This is a genomic window from Trueperaceae bacterium (genome assembly GCA_002707365.1).
Taxonomy (GTDB): domain Bacteria; phylum Deinococcota; class Deinococci; order Deinococcales; family Trueperaceae; genus UBA6957.
This window is the reverse complement of record PAMQ01000006.1, coordinates 1-12,249: the sequence shown is the minus strand read 5'-3', so window position 1 is coordinate 12,249 and position 12,249 is coordinate 1. Positions and strand designations below refer to the sequence as shown.

General features: G+C 49.2%; 12 protein-coding genes. 5 read left to right on the top strand and 7 right to left on the bottom strand.

Annotated features, from left to right (window positions below):
• Positions 1 to 198: 198 nt before the first annotated feature.
• The gene (gene rhaI / locus CMO31_02150) at positions 199 to 1,428 is read right to left on the bottom strand and encodes an L-rhamnose isomerase (GenBank protein MAZ52803.1); all 1,230 of its coding nucleotides are present in this window, start codon (positions 1,426 to 1,428) and stop codon (positions 199 to 201) included.
• 152 nt (positions 1,429 to 1,580) lie between these two features.
• On the opposite strand from rhaI, the gene CMO31_02145 reads away from it, so the two are divergent.
• Genes CMO31_02145 through CMO31_02135 form a run of 3 tightly spaced genes read left to right on the top strand, consistent with a single transcriptional unit; the run spans position 1,581 to position 5,285 of the window.
• Positions 1,581 to 3,644 carry a bifunctional rhamnulose-1-phosphate aldolase/short-chain dehydrogenase gene (locus CMO31_02145; protein ID MAZ52802.1) on the top strand — a complete coding sequence of 688 codons (2,064 nt, stop codon included), beginning with the start codon at positions 1,581 to 1,583 and terminating at the stop codon, positions 3,642 to 3,644.
• Positions 3,625 to 3,807 carry a hypothetical protein gene (locus CMO31_02140; protein MAZ52801.1) on the top strand — a complete coding sequence of 61 codons (183 nt, stop codon included), beginning with the start codon at positions 3,625 to 3,627 and terminating at the stop codon, positions 3,805 to 3,807. Before CMO31_02145 ends, CMO31_02140 begins: the two co-directional genes overlap by 20 nt.
• Entirely contained in the window at positions 3,804 to 5,285 is a 1,482-nt protein-coding gene (locus CMO31_02135) for a rhamnulokinase (protein MAZ52800.1), read from the top strand. The genes CMO31_02140 and CMO31_02135 overlap by 4 nt, the downstream gene beginning before the upstream one ends.
• 25 nt (positions 5,286 to 5,310) lie before the next feature.
• On the opposite strand, the gene CMO31_02130 is transcribed toward CMO31_02135, so the two are convergent.
• Both CMO31_02130 and CMO31_02125 read right to left on the bottom strand, forming a co-directional pair.
• Complete coding sequence (locus tag CMO31_02130; protein ID MAZ52799.1) at positions 5,311 to 6,138, bottom strand: D-tagatose 3-epimerase; 828 nt, start codon at positions 6,136 to 6,138, stop codon at positions 5,311 to 5,313.
• 45 nt (positions 6,139 to 6,183) lie between these two features.
• Positions 6,184 to 7,044, bottom strand: a complete 861-nt coding sequence (locus CMO31_02125) for a hypothetical protein (GenBank protein MAZ52798.1) — start codon at positions 7,042 to 7,044, stop codon at positions 6,184 to 6,186.
• Positions 7,045 to 7,216: 172 nt separating this feature from the next.
• Here CMO31_02125 and CMO31_02120 point away from each other — a divergent pair, with 172 nt between their 5' ends.
• Complete coding sequence (locus CMO31_02120) at positions 7,217 to 7,816, top strand: hypothetical protein (protein ID MAZ52797.1); 600 nt, start codon at positions 7,217 to 7,219, stop codon at positions 7,814 to 7,816.
• Between the two features lie 55 nt (positions 7,817 to 7,871).
• Here CMO31_02120 and CMO31_02115 read toward each other — a convergent pair whose 3' ends face one another.
• Complete coding sequence (locus CMO31_02115; protein ID MAZ52796.1) at positions 7,872 to 8,261, bottom strand: hypothetical protein; 390 nt, start codon at positions 8,259 to 8,261, stop codon at positions 7,872 to 7,874.
• A 158-nt stretch (positions 8,262 to 8,419) separates the two neighbouring features.
• Between CMO31_02115 and CMO31_02110 the strand changes: the two genes are divergently transcribed.
• Positions 8,420 to 9,547, top strand: coding sequence for an aminotransferase (locus tag CMO31_02110; GenBank protein MAZ52795.1), 1,128 nt, complete (start codon positions 8,420 to 8,422; stop codon positions 9,545 to 9,547).
• A 202-nt stretch (positions 9,548 to 9,749) separates the two neighbouring features.
• Here CMO31_02110 and CMO31_02105 read toward each other — a convergent pair whose 3' ends face one another.
• The 3 genes from CMO31_02105 to CMO31_02095 form a co-directional block, all read right to left on the bottom strand.
• Positions 9,750 to 10,190, bottom strand: coding sequence for a hypothetical protein (locus tag CMO31_02105; GenBank protein MAZ52794.1), 441 nt, complete (start codon positions 10,188 to 10,190; stop codon positions 9,750 to 9,752).
• A 197-nt stretch (positions 10,191 to 10,387) separates the two neighbouring features.
• On the bottom strand, positions 10,388 to 11,653 hold the full coding sequence (locus tag CMO31_02100; GenBank protein ID MAZ52793.1) for a hypothetical protein: 1,266 nt from the start codon (positions 11,651 to 11,653) through the stop codon (positions 10,388 to 10,390).
• Positions 11,654 to 11,835: 182 nt separating this feature from the next.
• Positions 11,836 to 12,249, bottom strand: a 414-nt coding sequence (locus CMO31_02095; protein MAZ52792.1) for a hypothetical protein, incomplete at its 5' end; no start/stop codon positions are given.

Genomic DNA, 12,249 nt, shown 5'->3' with positions numbered 1-12,249 from the left:
TGTAGAAGACCTAGAAATCCATTTTTTCGCTAAAGCCTTTGATGCAGGCACTTATCTCGCCTTCGATGGGACCAACACAAAGCTCTATGAAGAAATAAGGAACGAGTTAGAAAGATGGTCTCGATTAGGTGCACCCCAATAGGTCACGTGTAACTAGCCCTAGTACGATTTATTGAGTGCAGAGGAACGCGTCAGTGTTTATGTTGGGAAGCCACTTCCCGAACCGTCCTTACCTCGTTCTTTGGCAATTATTTCTTCGTAACGGCTTTCTTTAAGCGCTTGCATAGGGTCAGGATGTCGCCCCTGTTCCTCCCTAATCTCTGCAAGTAATGGCCGAACATCGAGCTCGAAGGCGTCCATTAGGGTGCGGTGGGCTGCGAGGACGTTACCTGCCGTCTGATGCATCCTTAGGCTGTCGTGATCTACGAGTAAGGCTTTTGCATAAGCTGTTTGGCAGTTAATTACGCTCCACATCATTGCCCCAACTTTACCCTCAACATTGTGACACTGGTCGATCATGTAGGCAATGCGTTTAGCTCGCTCGCGCAGTGTAGATTCCTCTGAGAGCTCTGCTTTTACAAGCTCATGGTAAACGCAGAACAGTTCAAGCGGGTTTACGGTTCCCACGATTAAATCGTCATCAGCATACCTACGGTTATTAAAGTGGAATCCCCCAAGTCGCCCCTCATCTAAAAGAAATGAAACTATGTGCTCAATGTTTGTGCCCTGGGCGTGATGACCCATGTCGACAAGAACCTCTGCTTTAGAGCCAAGCTTTAAACACATGCTGAAGGCCATACCCCAATCAGCAATATCTGTGTGGTAGAAGCCGGGCTCAAAGAATTTGTATTCGACTAGCATGCGACTACCCTCAGGGAGAGCCTCGTAGACAGACCTTAGTCCTTCAAGGAACGTGTTCTTACGACGGCGAATGTCGTCTTGCCCTACGTAGTTCGTGCCGTCAGCGAACCAAAGACTGAGGTCAGTAGAGTTGGTTCTACCCATAATGTCGACACACTCGAGTAGATGATCGAGTGCTTGTCTCCGGACGGTAGGGTCGGGGTGGCCAAGGGAACCTAAACGGTATTCTTCCTCTTGGAAAACATTTGGGTTAACTGCGCCAAGGTGAATACCGCGATCAGTAGCGTAACGCTTTAAAGCGTCGTAGTCGTCAACCTTATCCCAAGGAATGTGCAGAGCTACCGAAGGTGCAACACCCGTGAATTTATGTACTGTTGAGGCATCATCAATCTTCTCCTCAGCATTGCGAGCTGCACCCGGCCAAGGGAAGGTTTTAAAACGCGTTCCAGAGTTCTGGTAACCCCAAGAAGGGGTCTCAATCGCCTGTTGGGAGAGAGCATCCTTAACATCATTAATGTTTCTGTCCTGCGTTTCGAGTCGCTCACTTAGAGTTGCGGTTGATGCCATGTTGCCTCCAAAACAAACCAACGTAATTCCGTTTTCTCAACCTAGAGTTATATGTGCATGGAGTTTAACAGAATTACAGAGTGTCACCTATACGATCAATATTGTCGTGACGTCTGACATAATTCTAGGATGTAGAAGGGATCGATATAGTTATGCCAGTAAACTTGTGGAATTCAGACGAGGCACCTTCAGGAGAAGGTTTATCTGCTCTTGCTCATCGCTCGAGACTCTTAGGTCAGGACAGAGCTATTTGCAACATCTATGGTGGCAACACCAGCGTAAAGACCATAGAGATGGATCATCGAGGTCAGCAGGTTGAGGTGCTGTGGGTCAAGGGTTCAGGCAGTGATCTTGCGAATATTGATGAGGATGGTTTTGCTGGGTTGCGCATGGACGATATCCTGCCTCTCCTCGAACGGGAATCGATGACTGATGAGGAGATGGTTACCTATCTATCGCATTCGTTACATGCTGTTGATCGGCCTCGTCAAAGTATTGAGACGCTTCTTCACGGTTTTACTCCTGGCGACCACGTTGATCATACCCACCCGGATGCCGTCATAAGCCTGGCATGTGCGGTAAACGGCCGCAGTATATGTGAGAAACTATGGGGAAGTCGCATGGTTTGGGTTGATTATATTCGGCCGGGATTCATGCTATCAAAATGGATTGGTGACGGCATACGGGCCAATCCTAAAGCCGAGTTGGTGATCATGGCTAAACATGGTCTTGTCACCTGGGGAAGTACTAGTCGCCAAACTTACGATCGCACGATCGGCATTATCCAAGAAGCTGAGAACTATATTGAGGAAAAACGTTCGGACCGCAAGGTATTTACGGGAGTCGATGTTCCTGCTCTACCGGAGGATGAGAAGGCTTCAATACTGAATGCCATTCTTCCGGAGTTAAGAGGCTGGTTGAGTACACGACAGGCTGCTATCCTTACTGTAGACAGTAGCCCTGAGGTCCTTAATTACGTCGGTACTACAGCCGCTCGTGATCTTTCGCAGATAGGGGCAGCCTGCCCAGATCACCTGGTCCACACCAAGAGACAACCTCTCTTTATTGAATGGAAACCCAACGATGGTACTGCCACTCTTCTGAAGAAGCTTGAGGTAGGCCTAAAAACCTATGTTGAGTCTTACGAGACCTACTTCAAAGCGAACAAGATTGAGGGCGATAAGATATTTGATCCCTACCCCCGAGTTGTCCTAATTCCAGGCCTAGGAATGATTAATGCTGGATCTGACAGTAAGAATGCCGACGTCAGTCGTCAACTATACCGGCGAGCCATAAACGTCATTGAAGGTAGTGAGGTGTTAGGTGGTTTTGAGAGCCTAACTTCAGAGGAGGCCTATGCGATTGAGTACTGGCCTCTCGAACTATATAAATTAACTCTTAAACCACCACCACTAGAGATGGGTGGACGGGTTGCAGTAATCACTGGTGGTGCAAGCGGCATTGGTCGCGCCACTGCCAGGCGCTTGGCACAAGACCAAGCACACGTCGCTATTCTAGACATCAACAATGAGGGGGCCCACGTTGTTGCTGAGGAACTAAATGCTTCCCATGGTCCGGGCACAGCAATAGCAATTCACTGCAACGTTACTGATGAAGTTGCTGTTGAAAAGGCGTTCGTTGAGGTCGTAAAGACCTGGGGTGGCGCTGACGTGGTTGTTTCAAACGCAGGCTTTGCTAATGCTGGGCCTATAGAGACCTCTACAGCGAGCGATTGGGACAAAATCATGGCGATTATGGGCTATGGATATTTCCTTGTTAGCCGCGAGGCATTCCGCATATGGAGGCGGCAAGGTACAGGTGGCAGCCTCATTTACGTAGCCAGCAAGAACAGTGTCTACGCTGGAAAGAACAATCTTGCTTACAGTGCGGTCAAAGCTGCAGAGTTGCATATGGCTCGTTGTCTTGCTGAGGAAGGCGGTTCAGCCGGCATCCGCGTCAACGCTGTCCTGCCTGACGCTGTACTACGCGATAGTGGAATTTGGGATGGCGGGTGGCGGGGCGATCGGGCCGCTAGTTACGGTGTGGCTCCAGAAGAACTTGATGACGTCTACCGAAATAGAACAACCTTAAAAGTTAGCGTCTACCCTGAACACATTGCCGAGGCAATATCTTTTTTAGCGGGACCTCGGGCCAGTCGCACGACCGGTGGTGCGCTAACGGTTGATGGTGGAGTGAGTGGAGCTTACCTCCGGTGAAGCAGTGACGCTCGAGAAAATCCGTAATCGGCTGCTCGAGCTGTCGCACGAGCTTGGTTGGGAAGACCGGAAACTACCCATTATTGCTGAGGTCAAAAACGTTGAGGGGCGACTCGACGAGGTGGTGCGACAGCAGAAGCTCCTCAGGGGAGAGGCTGGGTGAAGACCACGACAAACGTATTGGCTGTGGATTTAGGAGCCTCAAGTGGAAGAGTCATCCTCGGCCGCTTTGATGGTAATAGTATAGAGCTTTCTGAACTCCACCGATTCCCTAACGACCCAATTACAAGCCGCGGTAGCGTCTACTGGGACGTCCTACTTTTATGGGAAGAGATGAAACGTGGCTTCCGGGCGTATACCCAAAAAGTAGGTGGTGTTCCTGATGGGATTGGTATCGATACTTGGGGTGTTGATTACTGTTTGCTTGACAAGGCAGGGGCGCTCATCAGCAATCCGTATCATTATCGGGACTCACGGACAGAGGGAATGATAGATCGGGTGCTGGAGAGCGTTTCACGCGAACGCATTTACGGTGTGACTGGTATTCAGTTCATGCAACTTAATACCCTAGATCAACTTACGAGCATGGTGGTTAATGAAGACCCCCAATTAGAACAAGCTGACAGGTTACTTTTTATTCCCGATCTGTTTAACTACTGGCTTACTGGTCGCCCTGTTTCCGAGTACACTGTTGCTTCTACCAGTCAACTTCTAGATGCAAAAACCCGGCAGTGGTCAAAGGAACTTGTTAGTGAACTGGGGATACCTACTCGCATTCTGCCCAAGTTGATTCAGCCTGGTCAATTGATTGGGCGTGTACTTACAGACGTTGCTTCAGAAGTAGGTTTCGAAGGTGAGGTTCCGGTGTTTGCTGTGGCTAGCCACGACACTGGTAGTGCCGTGGCTGCTGTTCCTGATCTCGATCGTGATAGTGCTTACCTCAGTAGTGGAACGTGGACCTTGATGGGTGCGGAGATTCCTGAGGCGATCCTGACAGATCATGCGTTAGAGCGGAACTTTACTAACGAGGGTGGTGTTGGCGGTACTATCCGTCTCCTAAAGAACGTTGCTGGCCTCTGGTTATTACAAGAAAGCCGTAGGCAGTGGCAGCGCGAGGGTCACGATTACACTTGGGAGGAATTAGAGATCGAGGCAGAGCGAGCAGAGCCATTTCGTAGCCTAATAGACCCTGATCACAGTGATTTTATTCCCATGGGTGACCTTCCGGGTGCCATCCGGACCTTCTGTCGTCGGACTAACCAGCCCGAACCCACTACCGTTGGGGCTATAGTTCGATGTTGCCTTGAAAGCATCGCACTCCGCTACCGTTGGGTTCTTAGCGCTCTAGAAGGGTTATTAGGTACGCCGTTAACAACCCTACGCATCGTAGGTGGCGGTAGTCAAAACCGACTTCTTAACCGATTTACTGCTAATGCGTGCACACGGACAGTCATCGCCGGTCCAGTTGAAGCAGCTGCACTCGGCAACATTGTTTTACAGTTGATCGCAGCAGGACAACTGCCTGATCTCGCGTCAGGCCGCACTGTAATTGCTAACTCATTCGAACTGGAAAGGTTCGAGCCTACAAATACCGAGGTTTGGACCGAGGCTTACGAACGATTCCTGGTAATTATTTCGTAACCAGCAAAAAAATTCTTTTCACACCTTATTGACTTAAGAGTAGTTTTTCCAATCCTTTCAAGTACGTTAAGCTCTCGCGGGCAGTAGTCTCGGCACCTGGTGAGAAATCGAATACTTCGACAGATAACCAGGCTTCATAATTAAGGTCACTGAGCACTTGGAGTATTGGTCTGAAGTCCATGTCACCCATTCCTGGACCACGGAGGTTAGGGTCATTCAAATGCACGTGATGGAAGAGAGGGCTAACACTACGGATTTGGTCCGGGATCGGACTCGGGGTATAACTCATTGCCTTGGTATCGACCATCATTCGTAAGTTTGGATGATCTACCGCCCGAACTAAATTCGCTGCGTCGCTCACGTCAACAAGGAAGTTTGTCTCGTTGTGACTAAGGGGTTCAACGCAGAACACTACACCCCGCTCCAAAGAGTGAATTCCACATTGATTAAGGATCTCCACTGCCGAGGACCAAGCTTCCTTTTTTGTGAGTCCGTCAGGAACATTTCGTTGCTGTGGCGAACCAAAAACTAATACTTCTCCACCGAGATCAGCACAACAGTCAATTAGAGCTAATAGGTAATCAGTTGTACGCTGACGGATTGCTGGGTCAGCATCATTGAGGTTAAAGCCCACTGTTTCAGCCAATAACCAGTGAAGGCCAACAATTTTTAAGCCAGCACCCTCGATGGATCGGCGGATTCGGCGACGGTCCCCCAGCGAAAGGTCCGTGACGAGGTCACACAGTGTGAAGGGCGCAAGCTCGAGGCCTTCGTAACCCAATTCAGCTACAAAATAGGCTATTCGTTCTATTGGCCAGCTTTTGAATAGTTCGTTGCAGATGGAGAACTTCATTTTCAAGAATCCTACTCTTTATCTCGAAATATTACTTCAGAGACGCTAATTAGCACTCATCAGTTTCGTCAAGTACGTGCCTTCCGACGCGATTTTTTCTGCGTCATTACCGGGACCGAACTCTTCGAGGGAGATGGCACCCCGGTAATTCACCGACTTTAGGTCTTCTATTATTTGCGGGATGTTTGCAACACCAGTCTTGAGGTTACAGAAAGACCAAGTCCAAGGTTTTTGACCATCTGCTTCGTGCTTTCCCATTACGGGGAAGGCATTACCAATATGGCAATGAGCGAGGTAGGGTCCGAGTAGCTCCAGGCCCATCCTGGTGTCCTCGATTCCAACACGGATCATGTTGGGAACATCGTAAATAGCGCCAATGTGATTGGGATCAAGATCCCACAGAAGCTCACGGGTGCGGGAAGCCGTTACAGCCACAGTACCTACGTGTATTTCGTAGACGACCTTAACGCCAAACTCGCGAGCTTTGTCAGCCAACTTTCTGAAACCCTCCCTCGCCACCTCAAATTGAGGTAGGTAAGGCTGATCTCGTTTATGACTTGGGGCGCCGATACGTATAAGCGGGGGAGTATCCTTGTTGATGGCTAGAGCACCCTCAAAAAGCTTGGTGACGATGTCTAACCGTTCGAACGTGATGTTTGGCGCTAGTGCTGCTACGCGGACGCCACTACGTTTCGACGCTGAATTAATCTGTTGCGCTTTTGTAACAATATTATCTGGAGTTACGTCGGTAAGATGACGTCCCCAAAAGGAGGGTTCGGCATCAGGGCCGCTGGGATTATAACGGCACCGAAGTTCGACAGCGTCGTACCCGTACTCCCCAAGGCGATCAAATGTTTCATCTAGCGTCCAACGGGGAAGCATGACCGAGGTGCAACATAATTCCATGTGATTCCTTTCAAAAGCATTTCAGGCCAGGTGCTTCAAAATGATCTGCCCAACAGTGTACCGCTTCAAACTTGTTAACCCGAAACTTCTGGTGGGGATACATGATATTAATCTTGTACCTGATTCTTAAATCAATACAAAAGGTTTTTAGGTTTCTGTCCTATTCACAATCATGTTGCATACTGAAATAGGGGCGAGTCAGAAGTCTATGAATAATGCTTACCTAACGACTATGTTTAAGGAGGCCCAGGAAACCTCGCGTAAGATTGAGAGTGCGTTCGGTGGTTTTGACGTTACTCAGCTTAACTGGCAAGAGGCCCCCAACAGGTGGAGTGTGGGCCAGTGCCTCGATCACCTGATTATCACCAACCAGCACTACCTTCCCCAATTTAAGGAAATTGCAGAAGGCAAAAAGCGGAGTACTTCTTGGGAGCGACTCCCACTTTTACCCTGGATGTTTGGTAGCATCCTTTCCTGGACAGTTCGACCTGATACCCAAATAAAAATAAAGACATTCCGGGGGTTCCAGCCGAGACAAGGCAACATACCTACTGGGATTGTACGGGATTTCGGGGATCATATAGACGGTTTGTTAGAACTTATAAGTAGTACTGATTGGGTTGATCACGAACGAGTGCTGATTACCTCTCCCGTCGCACACTTCATCACCTACAACCTCAAGTATGCCGTTACCATTCTAATAACCCACTTAGAGCTTCACCACAGGCAAGCACTCCATAATGTGGAGTTAGATGATTTTCCACTAGCCTGACTCTCGATAGCCGTTCTATTAGAAAGAACCGGTTAAACCTAAAAGCCCTTAGGTGCTAGTCATTACCGTAGCGGGTGAATTTGCGTTGGCGCGTCAAATCATCTTCGATGAGAGTGACGTCCCCAGCAAGTGACTCGACGTGATGACGGAGCTCGTGCGTAATGGTGTCCCAAAGCTCTCCCTCCCAGTCGAAGTTCGGATTTTTGCTAGCGACCTGTACAAAGGACCCGAAGTACAAGACGATGTGGCGACCAAGGCCCTCGCCAAATCCAAGAAAGTCCTGAGGTCCCGGGTCAAGGTACTCACCCAAGCGCCAAACTTCTACATACTCTTCCTCAGGCTTCTCGTCTTCGATTACGTGAATACCTTGAAGACCCTCCAGAAAATCATCCGGAATTTCTCTGATTAAAACCTCAGTCGCTTCTCGGAATTCCTCGTATGTCACCTGTTTAGTCTAAACCCAGGTTCTCTGTGAACTGCGAACGTGTACTAACTCCCTAATCCCTTAAGCAGATTTGTGGTGCATTCAGGTGGAGACATCACGCTGAACTGTTAACCTAACGATTAACTGATTTAGTACGATGTCTGTTCACGGAGGAATTGATGGTACCCCTGCTCCCTAACATTGATCAAGAAGGACTTCTCGAATACTCTGTTGTCTATTCTGACCGCTCGTTAAACCACATGTCGAATCGTTTCTCAAGAATCATAAGGGATGTTTCCAGCACACTAAAAGAGGTTTACAACGCTCATTCGGTCGCTACCGTTCCTGGTGGTGGCACCTACGCTATGGAGGCTGTTGCTAGGCAGTTCGCTACCGACAAGAGTTGCCTCGTGATTCGTAATGGCTGGTTTAGTTACCGTTGGAGCCAAATCCTCGAAAGAGGCAGTATTCCTGCTGATTTGCGTGTCCTGAAAGCACAGGTTGCAAGTAATGATAAAGAAGCGCCCTATGCCCCCCCGCCTGTCGATAAAGTAACGGCGCACATTACTGCCGAACGTCCCGACTTGGTTTTCGCTCCTCATGTAGAGACGTCATCCGGCTTGCTATTACCAGATGTTTACCTTCGGACTATAGCTGAAGCAGTTCACTCTGTTGGAGGCTTGTTCGTACTAGATTGCGTTGCTTCGGGCGCTATGTGCATCGACATGCTCGATGTTGGTGTTGATCTTCTAATTAGCGCCCCACAGAAAGGTTGGAGTGGTTCACCAGGCTTCGGCTTAGTGTTACTANGTNCAGAGGCANACGAACGAATCCAAAAGACCACNAGCTCTAGTTTCGCTTGTGATCTCCTGCAGTGGTTGCGTGTAACAGAAGCGTATGAGGACGGTAGTTACGCTTATCACGCGACAATGCCAACAGATACGATGGCGACTTTTCATAGCGTCATGCAGGAGACAGAAGACTTTGGTTTCGATAGGGCCCGTGAAGCCCAGTGGGAGTTGGGCTCCAAACTTCGCTCATTGCTCGCCCTCAATGACTTCCCAAGTGTGGCCGCTGCAGGTTACGAGGCTCCCACCGTAGTAGTGAGCTACACGGAGGATCCTGAAATATTTTCAGGACAAAAATTCGCTGAGGTTGGGGTGCAAATTGCAGCGGGAGTACCACTACGAGTAGATGAGCCGGACAGCTTTAGGACTTTTCGTGTTGGCCTCTTTGGTCTTGATAAGTTAAGGGATGTAGAGGGTACCGTGCAGCGGTTCAAAATTGCGCTGGACAAGATTTCGTAACTCTCTTACGCAAACCGATCACGTTAATAATGAATAAACACTCAAGCCGTACAGCCTGGTCAGAGTTAACTATGCCCACCTAGTCATGGGGGCATAGTGTACATCAGGGCCGTATCCGGATTAACTCAGCAGAGGTACTTATACAGACAGTACTAACCTAAAGGTCCTGTGGTACAAAGCCGTGGTTTCGATGTAGTGGAGTTTAGTCAATGATGGGTGCTAGGCGACCTTGTCTAACTCTAGCGAATGATGCGTCTAGGGACTCCCAGATTTGATCAGCCATTTCAGCGGTATTACGGCCACCATCGATAGCAACTCTGGTTCCTTTTTTGGGTTTAGTAATCTTGACTGATAACGCCGTTTCGTATCGTTTTCCCGAAGAGAGGCCAATAAAATTCTTAAGGCAACACATGCTAGCGTCTGCCTGCAAGAAATGATTTTCCATATCGTCCTGTGACACTACCCACCTGTCCGACTCAAACTCAGTGGCGGCTGCCGACACTGCTTCAACAANAACTGCGTAAACCGCATCCTTTTCACCTTCGTAATATCCTGAGATTGATCCTAATTCCTTGGGTGCACCGCATGCGGCCAGGGCAACTAAAATACCCAAAGCAAACAACCTTGTAACGTTCTTTTTCATTACTCGCCCCCCAATTACCTACTTATCTTGTTAGTATCGATACTCACTATTGCTCCCCGACCGTACCCTCTTGCAAGCACATAGTTTGGTAATTATGCTGCATTATAGAGGACGGATTTAATTCTGTCGTGAAATTAACCTGAATCGATTTGATCGTAAGTTCTGGATTACCGGACAAACAGGATTGCTTGTTTTGCCTAACCAATGAGCCTTGAAGGGCGTTTTTTTGGGGGTCGAGCGAGGATGAAGAAGATTGATCCTAGTGCTGCAAGGCTAGCTACGACTAAGAAGCCGGGTTGGAAGCTGCCGCTGTGATCGGCTAACAAACCCACTATTAGTGGACCCGCAACCATACCCGAAGTGATCATCGGGCCTGAGAAACCAAGAATCTGTGCAAATGACCGGCGACCAAAATAGTCAGCTCGTAATGCTTGCATTGTTGGACCACGTAAGCCCCAAGAGAGGCCGTGAAGTATTGCGAACGAAATAATCCAAGGGAGTGAACCTCCGAACACGAGCATGCAAAGAGCTGCGGAGTGACCGAACATTGCGGCGATAGCTATGAGGCGTTTTTCAACGCGGTAGCCCAAGAGCCCGCCTGATANTTGNCCAACNANANTTGANGCNGTCANTACTGCCACCATGCTGGCGCCAANAGCGAGACTAAATCCTTTCTCCTGGGTGAGGTAAAGCACTAGGTGAGCAAGAACTGCTGAAACTACAGTTAAAGCCAAGGCGTGCCCTAACGAAATGAACCANAATGCGCGAGTGCGTANTGCTTCGCGCGCACCAAATTCNGCTTGTGGTTTTTCNTTAAGGATTTGTTGNTCTNCNACNNTGTCGCCGTCTGGAGTCAGTCCAATGTCTTCGGGTCGATTACGAATTATTCGGGTGAGGGGAAGGCCAATAGCTAGTACTAGCACGGCACTAGCCATTGCAGTGAAGCGCCACCCGTACATGGTTAATGACCACGCTATTACTGGCGCAATGAGTCCACCCGCACTAATCCCAACCTGTATTAATGCCAGTGCCATTGAGCGGTGTCTGATGAACCAATTCACCGTCGTTGTGTTGGTTGATAGGAAACCACCGAGACTAGCGCCGAAAGCCGCAATTAGAACAGCAGCAAAGAAAAGAGCGAGGCCGTGAACTTGACTGAGCATAACCAGCCCAATGGCGAATACAACGAGACCAACCCGGATTATTCTTTGGGGACCAAACCGCTGTAAAAGCCAACCTTGAAACGGCCCCAGAAGACCACTAGCTGCCTGCTGGGCAGAAAAAGCAGTTGCAAAGATCGCTGTGCTCCATCCGAATTCGGGTTGCATAACAACCGCGTAAGCGCTGTAAGCATGCATTAGAAAGGCAGCGGGAAGGATTTGCACAGCAACGGCTGCGCCTAAAACCCACCAGCCGGGGAACAGATTTTTGAGCCACACGCGAAGCTTGGTGGTTGCCAGCAAAATCAAGTCCCCTTCTGGCTTGCTGACCTGAAGAGGGCAAGCACGCGCCCTATTGTGACGTGTTTCTCCGTAGAATCACAGTCCCCCCAGACTACTACTGCTTGGGTGGAGGTTATTGAGTACCACTTGCGGCATCCAAGGTACACGTGCGCAGAACTCCTTGGTCGTGGAGGGATGAATAGTTATGAAACTGATGAACGCTTTTTTGGGGGATGAGTGAAGATGAAGAAGATTGATCCTAGTGCTGCAAGGCTAGCTACGACCAAGAAGCCGGGTTGGAAGCTGCCGCTTTTGTCAGCTAATAAACCCACTATTAGTGGACCCGCAACCATACCTGATGTGATCAATGGGCTGGCTAAACCAAGAACCTGCCCAAATGAGTGTCGACCAAAATAGTCGGCTCGTAATGCTTGCATTATCGGGGCCCGCAAGCCCCAAGAGAGACCGTGAAGTATTGCGAAGGAAATAATCCAAGGGAGTGAACCTCCGAACACGAGCATACAAAGTGCTCCAGAGTGACCGAACATTGCGGCGATAGCTATGAGGCGTTTTTCAACGCGGTAGCCCAAGAGCCCGCCTGATAATTGGCCAACTAG